Genomic DNA, 22,009 nt, shown 5'->3' with positions numbered 1-22,009 from the left:
GAGCAACATGGCCCATCGCACCGGCGTTGCTGATCCGAGGAGGGAGCAGCAGGGCCGGAACGGACGCAAGCAAGAACCACGACCAGACGAGGGGATTGAGCCTATGTTGGGTCCGCACGATCTCGAGGACTTCTGGAAGACCGTCGACCGCGAGCGCGAGCCGCGCCGCGCCTCGGCGCTGGACGGCGCTCACCGCATCACCCCGGCCTTCGCCGGCCTGTCGCCCTTCGCCAGCCTGTCGCGCATGCGCCCGGCCGGCGGTTTCTTCGGAAACCGGGGCGAGTGATCGCGGCCCACGGCGGTACCGCGGGACTGGGATGCCGGGTTCGCCCGGAAAGTCGATGGCCGGGGCTCGCCCCGGCCATCTGCCGTTTGCGGGGTGAAGCGCCTCAGTCGGTGAACTCGTAGGCCCCGAGGTCCGGCGCCGCGCCGCTCACCCGGCGCGGTTCCTCCGCCAGCGGGTGGCGGTACTGGGCGGCGGGCAGCAGGCTCTCGCCCCAGGGGGTGCTGCCGGGGTCGATGCCGCGGTCGATGGCGGGGCTGGCGGCGGTGAGGTGGAAGTCGAGCTGCAGCGGGTCGCGGAAGGCGAATCCGCCCACGTCGCCGCCGTCGGCGATCATCGCCTTGGCGAGGTCGAGCAACTGGCCGGGGTTTTCCATGACGCTCGCCACCAGGCCCTTCTCGCCGATGCGGGCCGGCGCGTGCAGGAAGGCCTGCTGGCGGTGGTCGCCCTGCACCAGCCGGCCGGGGCCCTGGTAGAGGTTGTTGACGAGCGTCACCGGCTCGACGCCGTAGTTGGCGACGAAGATGCCGTCGTCGTTCTGGTTCACGAAGGTGTTGTTGACCACGTAGAGCCGGCCGATGGGCGCGTTCTTCTTCTCGGCGCCGTAGGACACCAGCGTGTGGTTCTCGGTGCCCGGCCCCTGCTGGAACACGTTGCCGATCAGCACGCTGTCGCCGCCGACCGGCAGGTCGACCAGATAGCTCGAGGTGCCGTCGATCATGTCGGCGAGCTCGTTGTAGGCGATCAGGTTGCGGGCGGCGCGGCTCTTGACCAGATGGCCGCGCACGGCGTGGTGCGACGAGGAATGGCGCAGGGTGAAGCTCTTCGCCACGCCGACGTAGATGTTGTGGCCGACGCGGTTGCCGCCCTCCACCCCCTCGCCGTTGCGGTAGAACTCCGAGCCTTCGATGACGATGGTCGACGTACCCTCGTTGCCGGTCAGAAGGCCCATCTGGTTGTCGTGGAAGACGCTGTCGCGCACCGTCAGGTCGCCGCCGCCTTCCAGCCGGATGCCGGCGCCGTTCTTGTCGGCGGCGGCGGCGCCCGAGAACTCCATGCCCGACACCGTGACGCCGCTGCCGGCGATGACCCAGATGGCCTTGCCTTGGGCGACGGCGCCGTTGCTTTGCAGGTGGGCGCGGCCGTCGCGGCTGCGCAGGACCAGGTCGTTCGCCTTCCACACCGCCACGTCGCCTTCGTAGACGCCGGCGTCGATGACCACCTCGTCGCCGTCGCGGGCCACCTTGGCGGCGTCGCTCGGGCGGAAGAACTGGCGCGTCGGCCCGACCTCCAGGGTGGCCGCGGCCGCCTCCACGGCCGGTCCGGCGAGGCCGGCGGCGGACAGGGCGGCGGCGAGCAGGACGGCACGGATCTGGGACATGGCGGCGGTCTCCCGGGGCAGGAGGAAATCAGGCGACGCGGGCGGCGGCGGCAGGGCGGTCGCCGTCGGCCGGGACGCCGGGGGCGCGATCGGCGCCGGGGCGCTGCAGGACGGCGAGGATCTCGCTCGGCGTGCGGAAGGTGCCGCCCAGGCTGTCGCGGAACCACGTCGCATAGGTGGCGATGGTGGCGAGGAAGGCGCGGCGCTGCTCCTCGCTGCGCACATAGGGTGTGTGCCCGACGGCGACCGAGGGGCTGTGGTAGGTCAGCGTGAAGACGCGCACGCCGTCGCGCAGCAGGGCGCGGGTCAGGCGCTGCATCTCGGCCAGGGTGCAGCCTTCCGGCGACAGGCGCACGCGCTCGAACAGGCGGCTGCGGGCGAGCAGGCCGGGCAGGTGCAGGCGCATGCCGAGGGGGCGCGTCACCGGCCCGTGCAGCCGCGGCCCGAGGCCGCGTAGCAGGCCGCAGAAGCCGCTGGTGAGCGGCAGTTCCAGCAGCGGCTCGCCGGCGCCGTCGTCGTCGCCGGAAAACCAGTAGGGCTGCACCCGGATGGCCCGGAAGTCGGGGCCGCCGTCGTCGCCGAAGCTCATCCACGGCACCACGCTGGCGTCCATGCGGTAGCCGAGCCCGGCCAGGATGCCTGCCGTGTTCGGCCCGGCGCCGTAGCGCCCGGCCTTGTAGAGGATGGGGCGGCGGCCCATGGCGTCGCCGATGACGTCCGTCAGCAGGGCGAGCTTGGCGTGCTCCAGTTCCGCCGGCAGGTTGCCGGCGTAGGAGGTGGTGCTGGTGACGATCTCGGCGTCGGGCGGGTTGACCCAGGGGTGCAGGTGGGTGCCGACCTCGCACCGCCCCGCGTCCTGCAGGCGGCGCAGGATGCGGGCCGACGACGGCGTCGCCGCCACCGGGTGGTCGATGACGTAGGCCGGCTTCAGGCCGAGGGCGTCGTAGACCGCCTCGTGCGAGGCCTCCAGCGCGTCGATGGCGGTGACGCCGCGGTTGCCGCGCGACAGGGGCTTGGTCCAGTCGAATTCCTCTTCGGTATCGACGATCACCGCCAGCACCGGGGAATGGCCGGGCGGCAGGTCGGCCGGGCGATGGGTGGCGGTGCGGAACATGCGGCGGCTCCCTGGCAACGGTGTCAGGCCCATTCGGCGTCGAGGTGGCGATACAGCACCTCCAGCGTCAGTGCCCGGTTGAGCTGGCCGGGGTCGCGCAGCCGGTCCATGCGGAACAGCCGCCCGACATAGGCCATGGTCGGGCCGAGCACGCCCGCCACCCGCGCCGGGTCGAGCGCCGGCGGCAGCTTGGCGGGCAGGCGGCGCAGGCCGTAGCCGCGCGCCCGCAGCCATGGCGGGCGGGCCAGCGTCAGGCCCTCCTTCACGCGGCGGACCAGCGGCGGCGGCCGGTCGAAGGCGTGGCCGTAGGCGGACTCGTAAGCGGCGAGCGCCGGGTCGGCGCGCTGGATGATGCGCGCCTGCAGGCGGCCGAAGTTGCGATGGCGACGCGGGCTCGCGAGCGCCGCCGCCACCACCTCGGGGTCGGCGAAGGGCGTCAGGCCGGCGCCGAAGCGCGCGTTGAGGCTGGTGTTGCGCCCCATCCACCAGCGGCAGCGGAAGTAGGGGTAGAGCCCGTCGATGCGCTGGCGGTCGAGCGGCAGGTCGGGCGGCACACCGAAGGTGTCGCCGATGCGGCGGGCGAAGTCGCGGGCATAGGCGCGGCGGTCGAACAATTCGCCGCCGACCTCGGGATCGTACTGGCGCCAGAACACGCGGCGCATCTCGTCGGGCGTCAGCGGGCGGTCGGGCAGGTAGAAGAAGTTGCGAAAGACCTCGCCGCCGCCGCCGTTGAGCGCCACCCGGCCGCCGCGCACGCGCGACAGTCGGGTATCGAGGTCGCCGCCGCCGTCGAACACGCCGTCGCACGGCCAGCCGTCGAAGGCGATCAGGTTGCGCTGGACGATGGCCGCCATCTCCGCCGGGTCGCGCGGCAGCTTGCGGCGCGCCTTGTCGGTGTGGTCGAGGGCGAGCCGCTCGCCGCTGCAGATGGCGCGGGCGACGCGCACGTCGTCGCTGTCGGCGCGGCCATAGACGTGCAGGGCGGGCGTGCTGCCGCGCCGCCGCAGCATGCCGACGATGAGCCGGCTGTCGTAGCCGCCGGACAGCGCGGTGTCGGCGCGGTCGCGGAAGCCGTCGGCGACGTCCTCGAAGCGGGAGTCGAGCACGGCGAGGCAGCGCTCGGCGCTCTGGTCCAGGGTTTCGCCGCGCCGCTCGTCGGGGATGGGGCAGGGGCGGCCCTCGGTGATCTGGCGGCCGTCGCGGTCGGTGGTGGTGCGGGTGGCGGGGCCGAGCAGGCCGATGCCGGCGATGGGCGTGATGCCGCCGTGCGGCGCGCCGTGGAACACGTAGTCGTAGGCGGCGGTCGCATCGACGGTGCGGCGCGGCAGGATCTCGGCCAGGGCGAGGAAGGACGAACACACCAGCCGGCCGCCCTCGGCGGCGTAGAGGTGGAAGGTGCCGGTGCGGTCGCCGAACACGATCACCCGGTCGGCGGCGACCACGGCGACGGCGAAACAGCCCCACAGCAGGCTTTCCTCCACACGCCCCGCCAGCACGTCGCGCAGCAGCCGCGGCATGGCGGCACCGCCGGCGTGGCCGCGGTAGAACAAGGTGCCGGCGCAGACCATGGTGGCGCTGCCGTCGGGTTCGGCATGGACGAGCGCCGCCGCCTCGCCCTCCAGCGGGCCGGTGACGCCGACGATGCCGGCGCCGCCGCGGAACCGCCGCAGGCCGCCGAAGCCCTGGCGGCGCAGGGCGTCGTCCAGGCCGTCGGCGGCGGCGCGCAGGCGGTCCTCCGGCAGGCCGGAGACGGCGTAGAGGGCGGCCATGGGCTCAGGGCTTTCCGGTCGGGAATTCGATCAGGTAGTCGTAGAACCGCTTGATCTCGCCCGAGGCCTGCCACGACGCCACGCCGCCCATGTCGCGGTAATAGACCGGCATGTAGCCCATGGAGCGCACGCCCTCGCAGCTCGACTTGGCGGTGCGGAACCACTGCGGGTGCCACACCCCGGCCGGCGAGGTCTCCAGGATGCGCCCGTCCACCCACATGAGCTTGCGGATGGAGCAGAAGTAGCGCAGGCCGAACCACGTGTCGTCGTTGAGCGCCTTGGCGAAGGTGGTCATGACGAAGTCGTGGGTGTCGCGGTCGGGAATGACGGCGAGGCGCCCCTGGGTGCGCTTGAACCAGCGCGACGCCGCGGCGCGCGCCGCTTCGTCCCAGGTGCGGCTGTTGCTGAGCGAGTCCACCAGCCCGAAGTAGGACTTGGTGTGCGGGTTCCAGATGGGGCCGACCATCTTCTCCGGCCCGTCGGCGACGGCCGGGGCCGCCGCCGTGGCGGTGCACAGGGCGACGACGAGCCCGGCGAGGGCCTTCCTGAACATGCTCTTTCCCTCCGCAGCGGCGTGCCTCCCGATGGTAGGGAGCGGGCGGCAGCGGCGTCCATTCGGCTTCACGACGTACACCTTAGGAACCCCGCCGCACGGCGCCCACCGGCGCGGCCGCCGGGGCGGGCCGGGGCGCCGCCGTCACCTCGTGCAGCAGGTCTTCCAGGTGCAGGAACTGGCGCGCCCGGGCGTGGCTCTCGGCGGCGGCGGCGGGCGGGGCGGGAACGCCGCCGGCCCGCTTGGCGGCCAGCAGATCGGTGAGGTGCGCGGCGATGACGGCGGGGTCGTCGGCCACCACGCCGAGCCCGCCGTCGCGCAGGATGTCGGCGGCTTCCCCCGTGGTCAGGCCGACCGACAGGATGGGGCGGCGGCAGCCGATGTATTCGAACAGCTTGCCGGCCAGCACGGCGTTCTCGCGCGGGTCGTTCCAGCGCAGCAGCAGCAGCACGTCGGCGGCCCGCTGGATGGGCAGCAGTTCCGCCCGCTTCACCGGCGGCAGCACCTCCACGACCGGCTCGCTGAGGCCGTATTCGGCCATGTGGGCGCGCACGAGGTCGGGCTCGCTGCCGTAGAAGCGGATGGCGATGTCGTCGGGGCCGAGACCGAGCGTGCGGACGGCGGCGAACAGCGGCCGCGGGTCGCGGCGGGCGCCGTAGAGCACGCCGGAATAGACGATGCGCAGCGGCCCCTCGGCCTCGGCCGACGGGTCCGCCGTGTCGTCGGCCTCCTCATAGCCGTTGCGCACCAGCCGCACCGGCTTGCCCGGCCACTGGCGGGCGAGCAGGCTGCGCCAGCCTTCGGTCACCGTCACCAGCCCCGCCGCCGTGCCGAGCGCCAGCCGCTCCGCCGCGCCGTCGAGCAGGCGCACCACCCCGCGGCCGTCGTAGTAGGGGTGCCCGGTCCACAGGTCGCGCAGGTCGGCCACCCAGGGAATGCCGTGGCGGCGGTGGATGCGGCGGGCGAGCAGCAGGCCGGAATGGGGCGGCACGCTCGCCACCATGACATCGGGCTTCCAGCGGGCGCACAGGCGGTCGGCGGCCTCCAGCGCGTGCGGCAACCAGCCGATGCGCTGGTCGGGCCAGGCGGCGATGGCCTGCGCCGTCCGCAGCGGCGCGGCGAGGCCCCTCCAGGCGGCGGCGTTGCCGCGGACGAGGGCGCCGAGCAGCAGGCGGGCGCTCTGCGGTGCGTCCACGGGGGCGAAGGTGACGTCCTCCTCCGGCAGGCCGTGGTCGAGCACCGGCGGGAAATCGGTGTTGCGGGCGCCGATCACCCGCACGCCGTGGCCGCGCTCGCGCAGGAAGCGGGCGAGGGCGGGCGCGCGGGTCGCGGCGAGCGGCGCGTGCGGCGGAAAGAAGCCGGTGACCAGCAGCACCTTCATGACGCCGCACTCCCCGGCAGCGCCGCCCCGCCGCCCGCGGTGGCGGGGCGGGTGCGGAAGGGCTCGGGCGCCTTGGCGAGGTCCGGCGCGATGACGACGCGGGTCAGCACCAGCAGGATGAGGATGTGGTAGTACAGATCGAAGTTGGACAGGTTGAGGAAGGTGCCGCCGACGGCGAAGCCCACCAGGCTCACCTGCACCATGGAGGCGAGGTCGTGGGCCCACGTCAGGTCCGGGCGGTCGCGGGTCTGGGCGGCGATGCGCTGGGCGGTGACGAGGCCGGTGACGCCGATGGTCAGGAACAGGATCAGGCCCGGCCAGCCGTGCTCGCCCAGCACCTCGAAGTAGATGCTGTGGAACGACCGGACCTTGAAGGCGTCCGGCACCAGGGTCATGAACAGTTCCTCGTTGTAGTTGGGCGCGAAGCCGCCGCCGATGAGCGGGCGGATCTCGGCCAGCCGCAAGGCGTAGGTCCAGGCGTCGAAGCGGCCCTGCACCGACGGGTCGCTGGCATAGTCCTCGATGGACTGCATGCGCGAGAACCACTGGTCGGGCATGAGGAACAGCATGAAGACCACCAGCCCGAGGCCCAGCATGAACACCGGCAGCTTGTGGCGCGACTTCAGGAACATCCACGTCAGGCAGGCGAAGCAGGCGAGAAAGGCGCCGCGCGAGTAGGACCCGACGATGGACACCCCGATGAACACCATGGCGAGCAGCAGGCCGTAGCGCACCCACTTGTCGGCCGTCTGCAGGTGCAGGTAGCGCACCAGCGGCAGCAGCATGATGAGGGCGGTCGCCAACTGGTTGTTGTCGGCGATCACCGTGTGCGGCGGTCCCCAGACGCGGTGGTCGCCGCCGGTGATGAGGGTGAAGATGCCGCCCTTCACGCCGTAGAACCCGACGCCCAGCACGATGACCCAGACCAGCGCATGGATGCGCTCCCGCGAGGCCATGAGCGGGATCGTCAGGAACGTCATCAGCATGATCTTGAAGAATTCGACGTACTTGGACGTCGCCGCCGTCGGCGCCACCGCGAACAGGGTGGTCAGCGTCGTGTAGCCGAAGAACACCGCCAGCAGGATGGTCAGCGGCTGCAGCGGAATGCTCTTGCGCCCCGGCTGGATGACGAAGGCGAAGATGGTCGCGAGCCCGACCAGCATGGCGAAGGGCAGGCTTTCCGTATAGGCCCAGCCCAGCTGGTGGGGGTTCATGTACGACACCACGGACCAGCCGAGAATGCCGAGGAAGGGCCAGCGCAGAATCATCGGCACCAGCGCGAGGAAATACAGAATGATGGCGATGTCGCGCATGGCGTCCCGGCGGTCCTGGCGGAAGAGTAGGCGCACAAGACGATGGCATGCAGGGGGCTCGATTAGGAGTCACCCGTCGGGTTTAGTCCCCGTGCCCCGCGGCTTAGACCGCGTGAGTTGATGAGGGGGCGACCAGCCCTTGGTATTCATGGACGGGCTCCCACTCCCTCAGCCGGAGGCCGCCGCCCGTGGAGACTGGACTGCTTCTGCTGGCGCTCGGCGCCACGCTCTACGTCATGCACTGGCTGGTGCACAACGACGGGGCGGAGCGCATCCGCGACCAGACCGGCCTGTGCCGCATGAAGCCGCCGCCCGCCGACGAGCCGACCGCCGCCGAACAGGCTGCGGCCCGCGCCCGCGCCGGCCGCCGGCCCCGTCCGGACCGCCGCTGAACCGCCGGCCGCGGCACCGCTTCCTCTTCTTCCGGAGACATCCATGCACCATCGCCTGTCCGAGCTGATCCTGTCGTCGGCCCTGCGCGATCCGCTGGCGGTCGCCCTGCGCTGCGACGGCGAGAGCCTGTCCTACGGCGACCTCGCCCAGGCGGTGGAAGCCTTCGCCCGCGGCCTGGTGGCCGGTGGGCTGCACCGGCGCGAGCGGGTGGCCGTCTACCTCGACAAGCGGCTGGAGACGGTGATCGGCTGTTTCGGCGCCGCCCACGCCGGTGGTGTCTTCGTGCCGGTCAATCCGGTGCTGAAGGGCCGTCAGGTGGCGCACATCCTGGGCGACTGCAACGTCCGCGTCCTCGTCACCTCCACCGCCCGGCTGGAGGCGCTGCGCGCGGTGCTGGGCGATTGCCCGGACCTGCGGTGCATCGTCCTGGTCGATCCGCCTGCCGAGATGCCCGGAGGCCTGCACGGGGTGGAGGTGCTGCGCTGGACCCAGGTGATGGCCGACGGTGCCGTCGGCGGCGCCCTGCCGTACCGGGTGATCGACGCCGACATGGCGGCCATTCTCTATACCTCTGGCTCCACCGGCCTGCCCAAGGGCGTGGTGCTCAGTCACCGCAACCTGCTGGCCGGCGCCTTCAGCGTCGCGCAGTACCTGGAGAACGGCCCCGAGGACCGCATCCTGTCGCTGCTGCCGCTCAGCTTCGACGCCGGCTTCAGCCAGCTGACCACCGCCTTCGCCGTCGGCGCACGGGTGGTGCTGATGAACTACCTGCTGCCGCGCGACGCCGTGAAGGCGGCGGCGGCCGAAGGCGTTACCGGCATCACCGGCATCCCGCCGCTGTGGGTGCAGTTGGCCCAGTGCCGCTGGCCGGAGGAAGCGACGCGCCGCCTGCGCTACATCGCCAACACCGGCGGCCGCATGCCGCGCCCGGTGCTGGACCGCCTGCGCGCCCTGCTGCCGACCACGCGCCCCTACCTCATGTACGGCCTGACGGAAGCCTTCCGCTCCACCTACCTGCCGCCGTCGGAGGTGGATCGCCGCCCCGACAGCATCGGCAAGGCGGTGCCCAATGCCGAAATCATGGTGGTGCGCAAGGACGGCACCCCCTGCGCCCCCGGCGAGCCCGGCGAACTGGTCCACCGCGGCGCCTTCGTGGCGCTGGGGTACTGGAACGACCCGGAGCGCACGGCGGCCCGCTTCAGGCCGGCGCCGGGGCAGGAGGCGGGCATCCCGCACCCCGAAATGGCGGTGTGGTCGGGCGACACGGTGAAGATGGATGCCGAGGGGTTCCTCTATTTCATCGGCCGCGAGGACGAGATGATCAAGACTTCGGGCTATCGCACCAGCCCGACCGAGATCGAGGAAGTGCTCTATGCCACCGGCCTGGTCGGCGAGGTGGTCGCCATCGGCGTGCCGCATCCGGACCTCGGGCAGGCGGTGGTGGTGGCGGCGACCGGGCCGGAAGGCGGCGCGCTCGACATCGATGCGCTGCTGGCGGCGGCGCGGGCGGAGTTGCCGGCCTACATGGTGCCGCGCCACGTCGTCGCCCTGGAGACCATGCCGCGCAACGCCAACGGCAAGCCCGACCGCAAGGGTCTGGCACTCGCCCACCAGGATCTGTTCCGCAGGGAGGAAGCCTGAGCATGAACGCGCCCGTGACCAACCCCGACCTGCGCCGCATCCACGGCTTCCCGGTGAGCGGCGACCAGCTGGTGGTCGGTGGCCTGCCGCTGCGGCGGCTGGCGGCGCGGGTGGGCACGACGCCCTTCTACGCCTACGACCGCGGCCTGCTGACCGAGCGGGTGGCCGCCCTGCGTCACCATCTGCCGGCCGGCCTGCACCTGTCCTACGCGGTGAAGGCCAATCCCATGCCGGCGGTGATCGGCCATCTGGCGCGGCTGGTGGACGGCATGGACGTCGCCTCGGCCGGTGAACTCGCCAAGGTGCTGGATGCCGGCATGGACCCGAGCCACGTCAGCTTCGCCGGCCCCGGCAAGCGGGCGGAGGAACTGGCGCAGGCGGTGGCGGCGGGCGTCACCGTCAACATCGAAAGCCCGGCGGAGCTGGAAGTGCTGACGCGCGAGGCCGCCCGCATCGGCGTGGCGCCGCGCGTGGCGGTGCGGGTGAACCCGGACTTCGACCTGCGCGGCTCCGGCATGCGCATGGGCGGCGGCGCCAAGCAGTTCGGCATCGACGCCGAGGAGGTGCCGCAACTGCTGCGCCGCATCGCCGAGCTGGACGCCGATTTCGTCGGCTTCCACGTGTTCTGGGGCAGCCAGGCCCTGCGCCCGGCGCTCATCCGCGAGGCGCAGGAAAAGAGCGTCGACCTGGTGTTGCGCCTGACCGAACACGCCCCCGGCCCGCCGGAGCTGGTCAACGTCGGCGGCGGCTTCGGCATCCCCTACCACGAGAAGGACGAGGCGCTGCCGCTGGCGGTGGTCGGCGAGGGCATGGCGGCGTTGTCCGACCGCCTCGCCCGCGACCTGCCGGAGGCGCGGCTCGGCATCGAACTCGGCCGCTACATCGTCGGCGAGGCGGGCGTCTACGTCTGCCGCGTGGTCGACCGCAAGGTGTCGCGCGGGCAGGTGTTCCTGGTCACCGACGGCGGCCTGCACCACCACCTGGCGGCGACGGGCAACTTCGGGCAGGTGCTGCGGCGCAATTACCCCGTCGTCCTCGGCACCCGCATGGCGGCGGCGGCGGTGGAGACGCAGAGCGTCGTCGGCTGCCTGTGCACCCCCATCGACCTGCTGGCCGACCGCGTCGAACTGCCACGGGCGGAGGTGGGCGATCTGGTCGTCATCTTCCAGTCCGGCGCCTATGGCGCCTCGGCGAGCCCGCACGGCTTCCTCGGCCACGGCGGCCCGGCGGAGGTGCTGGTCTGAGGGTTCGCCCCGCGCCGGCGGCTTTCACCGTCCGGCGTATCTCGAAAGGCTCGTGTCGGCAGGCCTTCCAGCCCCGCACGGGCCTTTTTCCTTGGCGGACAGGCCATTCGACGCCCGGTTCGGCCCGCTTTGCCGCCTGGAGGCGGACGGGAGCCCCGAAATGGCGGATCCGGGCCGGATGCCCGCCGGAGGTGGCGTCGGAATTCTTGCCAAACCGCCGCGCGAAAAGCCCCGCGATAAGAAGATAATGCAGCTTTTACAAAGGCTTGAGCGGCTTGGCACGGCCCGTGCTTTTACGGGGCAGGCGCGTCGCGGACGCCGCCGTCAGTGTGGCGCAGGGCGCCGAACCCGCTGCAAGAAGGATGGCAAAGATGGTTAAACCGTTGAAGTACGTGGCATTGGCCGGGGCGCTCGCGCTCTCGGTCGCGACCGCGGGCGCGGCGAAGGCCGACGTCTACGGCTACTCCAATTCCCAGTTCTCCAACGTCACGCTGAACTATGCGGGCGGCGGTGGCGTGGTGGACCTGGCGGACTTCTCCTACCTGTCGTTCACCGACACGGTCGGCGGCACCGCCTTCCTCAGCACCTCGGGCACCGTCACCGCGCCGACGGTCACCGACGACTTCAGCTACAACGGCACCACGATCATCGACGACGTCGCCGGCAACTCCCTGTCGACCGCGACCTGCGTCGAGAACGGCGGCGCCTGCTCCGCACCGCTCGAAACCGACTTCGCCCGCGCCGAAGCGTCGATCGAGGGCGCCATCGTGTCCGGCGTGCGGCCGACCACCGGCCTGACCTCCATCGTGATGGGCGAGTCCCGTGTCGACGGCGATACCATCGGCCGCGCCACCTCGACCAACACCTCGCAGGGCGGCGTGGAGTTCGAACTGGAGCTCAACGGCTCCGGCACCGTCGACCTCGTGCTGTCGCTGGACTACATCATCGACCTGTTCGTGGCGCATGAAATCGACGGCGGCATCCAGGACGCCTCCGCCGGCGCCAGCTTCTTCGTCACCATCCTCGGCGGCCCGACCCCGCTCGTGCTGGCCCCGGCCGACCTGAACGTCGGCGTGGCGATCTCGGAAGAGTTCACCTCCGCGGCCTTCAACGAGAGCGGCAGCGTGCTGCTGCCGATCACCCTCGATCGCGGCGTGCGCTACAACTTCTCCATCAACCACACCGCCACCACCGTGGTGAATGCTCAGATCCAGGTGCCGGAACCCGGCACGGTGGGTCTGCTGGGCGCCGGCCTGGCCATGCTCGGTATCGGCGCCATTCGCCGCCGCCGCAGCGACAAGGCCGCCTGATCCGTCGGCGTCATCCTCTGTCTCGCACGAACGAACCTCGGGCCGGAGCCAGGTGCTCCGGCCCATTTTCGTGGGTGGGGAAGGGCGGGGCGCGCCGGGCGTAGTCCGCCCGATAGGTTGCCGCCGCGCCGCCGCCCGACCACCATGAGGGCCGCATTCCATTCCCGGAAGGACGGCGCATGAAGATCCTGCACGTGCTGGACCACTCGGTGCCGCTGCACAGCGGGTACTCGTTCCGCACCCTCGGCATTCTGCGGCACCAGCGGGCGCTCGGCTGGCAGACCTGCCACCTGACCTCGCCCAAGCACGTGCGCGACAGCCTGCCGCGCGAAATCGTCGAGGGCCTGGAATTCCACCGCACCCCGCAGCTGCCCGCCAATGGGGCCGGCAGCAAGCCGGTGCTGCGCGAGCTGATGCTCATGCGTGCGCTGGAAAAGCGCCTGGCCGAGGTGGTGGCGGAGGAAAAGCCCGACATCCTGCACGCCCACTCGCCGGCCCTGAACGCCGTGCCCGCCCTGCGCGTCGGGCGCCGCTTCGGCCTGCCCGTGGTCTACGAGATCCGCGCCTTCTGGGAGGACGCGGCGGCCAGCCACGGCACCGCCCGCGAAGGCAACTGGCGCTACCGCCTGACGCGCGGCCTGGAAAGCTGGGCGGTGAAGCGGGCGAGCGCCGTCACCACCATCGCCCATGGCCTGCGCGACGACCTCATCGCCCGCGGCGTGCCGCGCGACAAGATCACCGTCATCCCCAACGCCGTCGACGTCGCCGCCTTCCAGGCCGGCGGCCGCCGGGACCCGCGCCTGGCGCAGGAGCTGGGACTGGGGCGGGCGGTGGTGCTCGGGTTCCTCGGCTCGTTCTACGGCTACGAGGGGCTCGACGTGCTGCTGCGGGCGGTGCCCGCCCTGACGGCGCTGCGGCCGGAGGTGCGGGTGCTGCTGGTGGGCGGCGGGCCGGAGGAAGGCCGCCTGAAGGCGCTCGCCGACCGTCTCGGCGTCGCCGACCGGGTGATCTTCACCGGCCGCGTGCCGCACGACCGCGTGCAGGCCTATTACGATCTGGTCGACCTGCTGGTCTTCCCGCGCACCTCCATCCGCCTGACCGAACTGGTGACGCCGCTGAAGCCGCTGGAGGCCATGGCCATGGGCAAGCCGGTGCTCGCCTCCGACGTCGGCGGCCACCGCGAGCTGATCCGCGACGGCCGCACCGGCTGGCTGTTCCGCCCCGACGACCCGCAGGCGCTGGCCGACAAGGTGGACGAGGTGCTGGCGGCGCGCGCCGCGTGGCGGGCGGTGCTCGACCGCGCGCATGCGTATGTCTCCACGGAACGCTCGTGGGCGGCGGTGGCGGCGCGCTACCGCGGCGTCTACGAGCCGCTGGTGGGCGGCCGCTCCGATCCCGCTGCGCTGCCGCCCGAACCGGCCGGGGCGCCGGCATGAGCGTCTTCGCCGGGGCCGGCGGCGCCCGGCGGCTGCGGGCGGCCGGGGCCGGCTGGTATGCCGACCTGCTGGAGCGGGCGGTGGCGGAGGGCGTGGCCGGCGCGCGGCGCTTGACCGCGCGGGCGGTCGTGCCCGACATGCACCACGTCACCCTGCGCCACGCCTTCCCGGCCGGCGCGGTGCCCGCCGGCTGGCACGTGGAGCCGCGGGTCGCCGTCGACCTGCCGGTGCTCGACTGGGACCAGCAGACCATCGCCACCCACCCCGACGGCAGCCTCGCCGAAGCGGCCGTCACCCTGCTCCTGCCGCCCATGGCGCCGGGGGATGCGATCGTCGTCGAGTTCCGCCCCCGCCGTGGGCCGCCGCCCGCCGAGCCGACCGCCCTGTGGCCGGAGTTCGCCCGCGACGCCCGGCCGCCGGTGACGGAGGAGCCCATCCTCGGCTACCGGGAACCCGACCTGACGGCGGCGGTGGCGGCCGAGCTGGCGCCGGGGGAATGGCGCCGCATCAGCCTCAACCGCTACCGCGACATCGTGCGACGGCCGGCGGAAGGCGGCTTCGACCCCTACTACTGGCACGCCGGCAAGACGGACGAGCCGCTCAACGACACCAACCGGCTGCCCTTCGCCTATTCCAGCGGCGCCTTCCTGCCGGAGCGGCGCAAGTACGTGTTCACCGGCGGCGGCCACGGCGACTGGCTCGGCAGCGAGATCGGCGTGTTCGACTACCGCACCCGCCGCTGGCACCGCACCGAGGACAGCGCCCGCTACGTGGTCGGCCGCGCCGGCGCCGGCGAGCCGGTGGAGCCGGACCTGTTCGACCCGACCGCCCCGGTGCGCGCCGAGCCCCATGGCAGCCGCTACCACTATCCCTGGCCCAACATCCGCGGCCGTCACGCGCCGCTGTCGACGCACACCTATTGCGGTGTGGCCGCCATGCCCGACCGGGGCCGGCTGTACGTATACGGCGGCGCCGGCTTCCCCGGCGGCTCGGCCAAGCCCGGCGGCATCTGGGTCATCGACGACACCGACTTCCGCTGGCGCGGCGCCGACACCATCGCCACCGACAGCAACGGCTACAACGCCTGGACGCAGTCGCTCGGGGACGGGCGGCTGTTCACCTACACCGGCCAGGACGGCGTGGTGCGGGTGTTCGACGTCGGCGAGACGCGCCCGGGCCGGATCGCCGACGGCCGGTCCGGCGTGCGGGCGACCTATACCTCGCCGTCCTCGGCCCTGATCCGCGAGGCCGGCGCCGACGGTCCCGCCTACCTCACCTGGGCCGCCGGCAAGACGCCGCAACTGGTGATCTGCCGCCGCTTCGACGGCCCCGGCGGCGGGACCTTCGAGCGGCTGGAGGGCGCGACGCCGCTGCCGGCGGGTGTCACCACCACCGCCAGCTGGGTCCATCTCGGCGAGCATCTGCCGGGCAGCACCGCCATCGCCGCCTACCAGCGCGGCGTCGGGCTGTTCACGCTGGACAGCCGCACCCTGCGCTGGGCCGGCCCCTTCGACACGGCAGAGGGCCGCGACGGCCGGCCGCCCGACCGCCCGGCGTGGAAGGGGTTCGGCTACCTGCCGGCCTACGATTGCTTCAGCGTGGTCTACGAGGACGGCGTCTGGCTCTGCCGCCGCCCGCCGGACATGGGCTGACGGCGCCGCATGGCCGCCCGCACCTCGGCCAGCGTCACCGGGCGGAAATCGAACACGTCGACGCCCACGTCCATCTGCTTCGGCAGCGGCGCGAGGCGGCCGTGGCTGTGGCCGTGCAGGTTCAGCGCGCCCTTGCTCATGCCGTTCCAGGTGCGGAACGGGTAGTGGCAGAGCACCAGCGCCGTGTCCTCCACCGTGATCTCGGCATAGGCCTGCACGCTCGCCCAGCCGGGCAGGGCGCAGGTGTCGGCGTCGTCGTTGTTGCCGGTGACCAGGTGCTTGCGCCCCGGCAGGCCGTCGAGCAGCTCCGCCCGCGCGTCGGGGCGCAGGGTGAGGGCGAAGTCGCCCAGGTGCCAGACCTCGTCGTCGGGACCCACGCGCTCGCGCCAGCGCTCGATCATGACGGCGTTCATCTCGGCGACGGAGGCGAAGGGGCGCTTCATGAAGCCCAGCGCGCCGCCGTGGCCGAAGTGGGTGTCGCTGGTGAAATAGACGGTCATGGTTCCCTCATAACGCACGCGCCCGCGCTCCGGCAGGGCATTTTTCGCCCTCCGCGGGGTGACAGGGCGGGCGGGAGCGGGTAGGGTGCGGCCCTGCGAACCCTCCGTCCCGACCGCGCCGCCCGATCCGGTGGCCGACGATCGGCGGTGCTTGCGCTGCCGTGGGCGACGGTACAACCGGCTCATCACGAAGCGAAAGGAGGTCGCGCGTGCTCGTCCGCGTCTACCGAAACCTCGCCCAACGCTGCCTGTCGGTGGTGTTTCCCGACGACCACCGCATCTGGCGGGTCGGCCATCACGCCGACGCCCTGCTGCTGGCCGACGCCGAGATGGTCGTGCAGGAGCACGGCCGTTTCCAGGTCCTGAACACCGGGCAGAAGAACGTCCACGCCTGGGTCACCGGCCGCCTCATCGCCGCCGACGTGGCGGCGGTGGAGGAACCCATCGTCTCCGACACCGTCGAGGAAGCCTTCCCCTGGCTGCCCGAGGCCGACGTGGTGGCCGAGCAGGCGGTGGAATGCACCCGCTTCGACTACAACCCCTTCACCGCCCGGTTCTTCTTCGAGACGGAAACCATGGATCCGATCGAGAGCGCCGACTTCGCCTTCATCCGCTCGCCGGGCGAGTGCTTCGCCTTCGGCCCCGCCGACCTGCCGCCCCTGCCGGCGGTGCAGGATCTGATGCTGGCGGCGGAGTCTCAGCCGGCGGCCTGATCTCACAGGTGCGGAAATTAAGGCGGACGGCGCGGACCCCGAGGGGGCACCGCGCCGTTCTTCTTTTGCGTGCGGCACCGCGCCCTCGGAACACTTCATGGTCCCGAAAACTGCCTGTGCACCCTGGTGTCGCCGTGCTTAAGCCCCCAGATAAATCACGAGAGGCCCAAGATTTTGGTGAAAGCTTAGTGTTTTCGGCGTTACCCTGAGATCGAGGGAAGGCTGACGGCGACGGCGCAGGGACTCCAGCCGCCCATGCCCCGCCGAAGAGGGCACCGCGACCCGCTGGACGGTCGCACACCAGCTGCCTGCGGGCGTCGCGAGAGTGGAAGGCGCTCTTTTACCAGTAGTCGAAACGGGACCGGGCCAATTCGCGTTTGAATTGGGGGCGTTGCGCATGCTCGCATCCGGAAGGGGCGTTGCGAGCCGATCGGACTAAACCTCGCAGGGAGAGTCGGATGGTTCTGGCAGACGAACTTTTCAGAGACTTCGCACGCGGCTACGAAGGTCGCCGCGAGACGGTGATGTCTCTTGCGGAATACTTGGAAGGCTGTCGCGAAGACCCGATGATGTACGCCACCGCCGCCGAGCGCATCCTGGCGGCCATCGGCGAACCGGAAATGGTCGACACGGCCAAAGACCCGCGGCTCGGTCGCATCTTCATGAACCGCACCATCAAGGTCTATCCCGCCTTCGCCGAGTTCTACGGCATGGAGGAGACCATCGAGCGCATCGTCAGCTTCTTCCGCCATGCGGCGCAGGGGCTGGAGGAGCGCAAGCAGATCCTCTACCTGCTCGGGCCCGTGGGCGGCGGCAAGTCGTCGCTGGCGGAGCGGCTGAAGGCTCTGATGGAGGCGCACCCCATCTACGTGCTGAAGGCCGGCGACGAGCTGAGCCCGGTGTTCGAAAGCCCGCTCGGCCTGTTCGATCCCGAACGCATGGCCGATACCCTGCAGAAGGAATACGGCATCCCGCGCCGCCGCCTCACCGGCCTCATGAGCCCGTGGTGCGTCAAGCGGCTGGACGAGTTCGGCGGCGACATCTCGCGCTTCAAGGTGGCGAAGATCCACCCCTCGCGCCTGCGCCAGATCGGCATCGCCAAGACCGAGCCGGGCGACGAGAACAACCAGGACGTCAGCTCGCTGGTCGGCAAGGTCGATATCCGGCGCCTGGAACTGCACGCCCAGAACGACCCCGACGCCTACAGCTACTCGGGCGGCCTCAACCGCGCCAACCAGGGCATGCTCGAATTCGTCGAGATGTTCAAGGCGCCCATCAAGATGCTGCACCCGCTGCTGACGGCGACGCAGGAAGGGAATTATGTCGGCACCGAGAACATCGGCGCCATCCCCTTCCAGGGCATCGTCATGGCGCACTCCAACGAGGCGGAGTGGCAGACCTTCAAGAACAACAAGAACAACGAAGCCTTCATCGATCGCATCTACGTCATCAAGGTGCCCTACTGCCTGCGGGTGACCGAGGAACAGAAGATCTACGACAAGCTGATCAGCAACTCGGAACTGGCGACGGCGCCCTGTGCGCCGGGCACCCTGCAGATGCTGGCGCGCTTCGCCGTGCTGTCGCGCCTGCGCGAGCACGAGAACAGCAACGTCTACAGCAAGATGCGGGTCTACGACGGCGAGAGCCTGAAGGAGGTCGATCCGCGCGCCCGGTCCTTGCAGGAATACAAGGACGCGGCCGGCGTCGACGAGGGCATGAACGGCATCTCGACGCGCTTCGCCTTCAAGGTGCTGGCGGCCACCTACAACCACGACACCCAGGAGGTGGCGGCCGACCCGGTGCACCTCATGTACGTGCTCGAACAGTCCATCCGGCAGGAACAACTGCCCGACGAGACCGAGAAGCGCTACATGGAGTTCATCAAGGCCGACCTGGCGCCGCGCTATGCGGAATTCATCGGCCACGAGATCCAGAAGGCCTATCTGGAAAGCTACCACGACTACGGCCAGAACCTGTTCGACCGCTATGTCGACTATGCCGACGCCTGGGTCGAGGACCAGGACTTCAAGGACCCCGACACGGGCCAGCTGCTCGACCGCGGCCTGCTCGACCAGGAACTGAGCAAGATCGAGAAGCCGGCGGGCATCGCCAACCCCAAGGATTTCCGCAACGAGGTGGTGAAGTTCGCCCTGCGCTCGCGGGCCTCCAACGCCGGCAAGAACCCCTCCTGGACCTCCTACGAGAAGATCCGCACGGTCATCGAGCGGCGCATGTTCAGCCAGGTGGAGGAACTGCTGCCGGTCATCAGCTTCGGCTCCAAGAAGGACAGCGACACCGACAAGAAGCACGCCGAGTTCGTCGAACGCATGATCGATCGCGGCTACACCGAGCGCCAGGTGCGGCGTCTGGTGGAGTGGTACATGCGGGTGAAGCACGCGGGATGACACGCTCACGGGCGAGATAGGACCTGCCGATGCACATCATTGACCGCCGGCTCAATCCCAAAGGGAAGAGCCTGCCCAACAGACAGCGCTTCCTGCGGCGCGCCAAGGCCCTGGTGCGCAAGGCGGTGCACGAGAACTCGTCGTCCCGCGGCATCCGCGACGTGGAACAGGGCGGCGAGCTTTCCATCCCCCGCGACGGCGTCAGCGAACCGGGCTTCCATCACGGCCGCGGCGGCGGCCTGCGCAATTATGTGTTGCCCGGCAACAAGGAGTACCTGGAGGGCGACAAGATCCCCCGGCCGCCGACGGGCGGCGGTCGGGGCAACGAAGGCAGCGCCGACGGCGGCGGCGAGGACGATTTCCGCTTCATGCTGTCGCGCGACGAGTTCGTCGACCTGTTCCTCGAAGACCTGGAACTGCCCGACCTGGTGAAGCGGCGCCTCGCCACGTCGGAAAGCACCTCCCTCCAGCGCGCCGGTTATGCCGCCTCCGGCTCGCCGGCCAACCTGGCGCTGGCGCGCACCATGCGCAACAGCCTGTCCCGCCGCCTGGCGCTCAAGCGCCCCCGCGCCGCCGAGATCCGCAGCCTGCGGGAGGAGATCGAGGCCCTGGAGCGCACCGGCAAGGACCCGGCCCGCCTCGCCGAACTGATGGAGCAGCTGGAAGGCCTGCTGGCCCGCACCACCCGCATCCCCTACGTCGATCCGCTGGACGTGCGCTACAAGCGGTTCGAGAGCGTGCCCAAGCCCATCGCGCGGGCCGTCATGTTCTGCCTGATGGACGTGTCGGGCTCCATGACCGAGGACATGAAGGACCTCGCCAAGCGGTTCTTCATGCTGCTCCACATCTTCCTGACGCGGCGCTACCGCCATGTGGACGTGGTGTTCATCCGCCACACCCACATCGCGCAGGAAGTGGACGAGGACACCTTCTTCCACAGCCCCGAGACGGGCGGCACGGTGGTGTCCACGGCGCTGGAGGAAATGGCGCGGGTGGTGCGCGAGCGCTATCCGACCTCCGACTGGAACATCTATGCGGCCCAGGCGTCGGACGGCGACAATACCTCCATCGACGCCCACAAGACGGCGGCGCTCATGGCCGACGTCATCCTGCCGGTGTGCCAGTACTACGCCTACATCGAGGTCGGCCGCGACGACGACTTCATGCCGGCCGGCCCCATCCGCCGCGACACCGACCTGTGGCGCACCTACAAGGTGCTGGTGCAGCCGGGCGTGCCGCTCGCCATGCGCAAGGTACGGCACCGCCGCGACATCTTCCCCGTCTTCCGCGACCTGTTCCAGCGCAATGCCGAACCGTCCGCGAAGGAGGTGACATGACCGCATCCCCCGCGGCCCCCGCCGTGCATACCGCCGCCGAGCCCCTCTACAGCGGCGCCGACTGGGATTTTGACACCCTGCGCCGCGTCCATGCGGCGGTGGAGGAGATCGCTCTCGACGAACTCGGCCTCGACGTCTACCCCAACCAGATCGAGGTCATCACCACCGAGCAGATGCTCGACGCCTATTCGTCGTCGGCGCTGCCGCTGCTCTACAAGCACTGGTCCTTCGGCAAGCACTTCGCCCAGCACGAGATGCTGTACCGCAAGGGCATGCGCGGCCTCGCGTATGAAATCGTCATCAACTCCAGCCCGTGCATCTCCTACGTGATGGAGGAGAACTCGGCGACCATGCAGACGCTGGTCATCGCGCACGCGGCCTTCGGCCACAACCACTTCTTCAAGAACAACTACCTGTTCCGCCAGTGGACCGACGCCGAAAGCATCCTCGACTACCTGGCCTTCGCCCAGAGCTACATCGCCGACTGCGAGGAACGCTACGGCTCGCTGCCGGTGGAGCGGCTGCTGGACTCGGCGCACGCCCTGAACAGCCAGGGCGTGTTCCGCTACCCGCGCAAGAAGACGCCCGACCTGCGGTCCGAGCAGATCCGCGCGCTGGAGCGCCAGGAACACCAGGAACGCATGTTCAACGACCTGTGGCGCACGGTGCCCCAGGCCGCCCCCAAGGCGCCCGACGAGGCGGCGCGGGAGGAAGAGCGCCGCCGCTCGCTGCTGCAGCTGCCGCAGGAGAACGTGCTCTACTTCCTGGAGAAGACGGCGCCCAACCTGCAGAACTGGCAGCGCGAGATCCTGCGCATCGTGCGCAACATCGCCCAGTACTTCTACCCGCAGCGCCAGACCAAGGTGATGAACGAAGGCTGCGCCACCTTCGTCCACCACACCATCATGACGCGCCTGCACGAACGCGGGCTCATCACCGACGGCGCCTATCTGGAGTTCCTGCAAAGCCACACCAACGTGGTCTTCCAGCCGGAGTTCGACGACCCGCGCTACTCGGGCATCAACCCCTATGCCCTCGGCTTCGCCATGATGAAGGACATCGAGCGCGTCTGCCTCGACCCCACCGACGAGGACCGCCAGTGGTTCCCCGACATCGCCGGCTGCGGCGAGCCCATGGCCGTGCTGCGCGACTGCTGGGCCAACTACCGCGACGAGAGCTTCGTGCTGCAGTTCCTCGGCCCGCAGGTGATGCGCGACCTGCACCTGTTCGAGATCGAGGACGACGCCGACGAGCCCATGCTGTCGGTGGAGGCCATCCACAACGAACGCGGCTACCGCCGTGTCCGCGAGATGCTGGCCCGCCAGTACGACATCGCCTGGGTGGAGCCCGACATCCAGGTGGTCGACGTCGATCTGGCCGGCAACCGGCGCCTGATGCTGCAGCACCGGGTGGTCAACGGCATCCTGCTCGACGAGAGCGACGCCAAGGCGGTGCTACGTCACCTCGCCAACCTGTGGGGCTACGACGTGGCGCTGCAGGAGGTGGACGCGGTGACGGGCATGGTCATGAAGGACCACGAAGCGGTCCCCCGCCGCCGCTTCGCCTGAGGCCGGGCCGGGGCGG

The 22,009-nt window shown here is 70.7% G+C and carries 18 protein-coding genes; 11 read left to right on the top strand and 7 right to left on the bottom strand.

All coding sequences use genetic code 11. From position 1 onward, the window contains the following. The first annotated feature begins 103 nt into the window (after positions 1–103). Positions 104–286, top strand: a complete 183-nt coding sequence (locus tag CRP50_RS16030; protein ID WP_097280190.1) for a hypothetical protein — start codon at positions 104–106, stop codon at positions 284–286. 103 nt (positions 287–389) lie between these two features. Here the strand turns inward: CRP50_RS16030 and CRP50_RS16025 are convergent, their stop codons facing one another. The 6 genes from CRP50_RS16025 to CRP50_RS16000 form a co-directional block, all read right to left on the bottom strand. Further along, a complete protein-coding gene (locus CRP50_RS16025) occupies positions 390–1,664 on the bottom strand; it encodes a right-handed parallel beta-helix repeat-containing protein (RefSeq protein WP_097280189.1) in 1,275 nt (424 codons plus the stop codon). A 28-nt stretch (positions 1,665–1,692) separates the two neighbouring features. Further along, complete coding sequence (locus tag CRP50_RS16020) at positions 1,693–2,778, bottom strand: polysaccharide deacetylase family protein (RefSeq protein ID WP_176525209.1); 1,086 nt, start codon at positions 2,776–2,778, stop codon at positions 1,693–1,695. Between the two features lie 23 nt (positions 2,779–2,801). Continuing rightward, positions 2,802–4,547 (bottom strand): hypothetical protein, encoded by a 1,746-nt coding sequence (locus CRP50_RS16015; RefSeq protein ID WP_097280188.1) that lies wholly within the window; start codon positions 4,545–4,547, stop codon positions 2,802–2,804. A 4-nt stretch (positions 4,548–4,551) separates the two neighbouring features. Beyond that, positions 4,552–5,100, bottom strand: a complete 549-nt coding sequence (locus tag CRP50_RS16010; RefSeq protein WP_097280187.1) for a C-type lectin domain-containing protein — start codon at positions 5,098–5,100, stop codon at positions 4,552–4,554. Between the two features lie 82 nt (positions 5,101–5,182). Next, on the bottom strand, positions 5,183–6,481 hold the full coding sequence (locus CRP50_RS16005; RefSeq protein WP_097280186.1) for a glycosyltransferase: 1,299 nt from the start codon (positions 6,479–6,481) through the stop codon (positions 5,183–5,185). After that, on the bottom strand, positions 6,478–7,794 hold the full coding sequence (locus tag CRP50_RS16000) for a putative O-glycosylation ligase, exosortase A system-associated (protein WP_097280185.1): 1,317 nt from the start codon (positions 7,792–7,794) through the stop codon (positions 6,478–6,480). The genes CRP50_RS16005 and CRP50_RS16000 overlap by 4 nt, the downstream gene beginning before the upstream one ends. 188 nt (positions 7,795–7,982) lie before the next feature. On the opposite strand from CRP50_RS16000, the gene CRP50_RS15995 reads away from it, so the two are divergent. The 6 genes from CRP50_RS15995 to CRP50_RS15970 all read left to right on the top strand — a co-directional run bounded on the left by CRP50_RS15995 (position 7,983) and on the right by CRP50_RS15970 (position 15,470). Beyond that, entirely contained in the window at positions 7,983–8,186 is a 204-nt protein-coding gene (locus tag CRP50_RS15995) for a hypothetical protein (protein ID WP_097280184.1), read from the top strand. Positions 8,187–8,229: 43 nt separating this feature from the next. Further along, positions 8,230–9,828, top strand: coding sequence for an acyl-CoA ligase (AMP-forming), exosortase A system-associated (locus tag CRP50_RS15990; RefSeq protein WP_097280183.1), 1,599 nt, complete (start codon positions 8,230–8,232; stop codon positions 9,826–9,828). 2 nt (positions 9,829–9,830) lie between these two features. Beyond that, positions 9,831–11,072, top strand: coding sequence for a pyridoxal-dependent decarboxylase, exosortase A system-associated (locus tag CRP50_RS15985; protein WP_097280182.1), 1,242 nt, complete (start codon positions 9,831–9,833; stop codon positions 11,070–11,072). Between the two features lie 371 nt (positions 11,073–11,443). After that, the gene (locus CRP50_RS15980; protein ID WP_176525208.1) at positions 11,444–12,382 is read left to right on the top strand and encodes an EDSAP-1 family PEP-CTERM protein; all 939 of its coding nucleotides are present in this window, start codon (positions 11,444–11,446) and stop codon (positions 12,380–12,382) included. Between the two features lie 179 nt (positions 12,383–12,561). Then, positions 12,562–13,818, top strand: a complete 1,257-nt coding sequence (locus CRP50_RS15975) for a TIGR04063 family PEP-CTERM/XrtA system glycosyltransferase (RefSeq protein ID WP_097280180.1) — start codon at positions 12,562–12,564, stop codon at positions 13,816–13,818. Next, positions 13,815–15,470, top strand: a complete 1,656-nt coding sequence (locus tag CRP50_RS15970; RefSeq protein WP_097280179.1) for a hypothetical protein — start codon at positions 13,815–13,817, stop codon at positions 15,468–15,470. The genes CRP50_RS15975 and CRP50_RS15970 overlap by 4 nt, the downstream gene beginning before the upstream one ends. On the opposite strand, the gene CRP50_RS15965 is transcribed toward CRP50_RS15970, so the two are convergent. Then, positions 15,422–15,970: a metallophosphoesterase family protein gene (locus CRP50_RS15965; RefSeq protein ID WP_097280178.1), complete on the bottom strand. Its 549-nt coding sequence runs from the start codon at positions 15,968–15,970 to the stop codon at positions 15,422–15,424. The genes CRP50_RS15970 and CRP50_RS15965 overlap by 49 nt on opposite strands. 209 nt (positions 15,971–16,179) lie before the next feature. Between CRP50_RS15965 and CRP50_RS15960 the strand changes: the two genes are divergently transcribed. From CRP50_RS15960 to CRP50_RS15945, 4 genes are all read left to right on the top strand, one after another. Further along, positions 16,180–16,683, top strand: coding sequence for a hypothetical protein (locus tag CRP50_RS15960; RefSeq protein WP_097280177.1), 504 nt, complete (start codon positions 16,180–16,182; stop codon positions 16,681–16,683). 458 nt (positions 16,684–17,141) lie between these two features. After that, the gene (locus tag CRP50_RS15955; protein ID WP_097280176.1) at positions 17,142–19,088 is read left to right on the top strand and encodes a PrkA family serine protein kinase; all 1,947 of its coding nucleotides are present in this window, start codon (positions 17,142–17,144) and stop codon (positions 19,086–19,088) included. Between the two features lie 29 nt (positions 19,089–19,117). Further along, the gene (locus CRP50_RS15950) at positions 19,118–20,425 is read left to right on the top strand and encodes a YeaH/YhbH family protein (protein ID WP_097280175.1); all 1,308 of its coding nucleotides are present in this window, start codon (positions 19,118–19,120) and stop codon (positions 20,423–20,425) included. Beyond that, positions 20,422–21,993 carry a SpoVR family protein gene (locus tag CRP50_RS15945; RefSeq protein WP_097280174.1) on the top strand — a complete coding sequence of 524 codons (1,572 nt, stop codon included), beginning with the start codon at positions 20,422–20,424 and terminating at the stop codon, positions 21,991–21,993. The genes CRP50_RS15950 and CRP50_RS15945 overlap by 4 nt, the downstream gene beginning before the upstream one ends. The last annotated feature ends 16 nt before the right edge of the window (positions 21,994–22,009 follow it).

Source organism: Caenispirillum bisanense (genome assembly GCF_900230255.1).
GTDB classification, from domain to species: domain Bacteria; phylum Pseudomonadota; class Alphaproteobacteria; order Rhodospirillales; family Rhodospirillaceae; genus Caenispirillum; species Caenispirillum bisanense_A.
The sequence above is the reverse complement of the archived record's forward strand: the minus strand, read 5'-3'. Positions and strand labels throughout refer to the sequence as shown.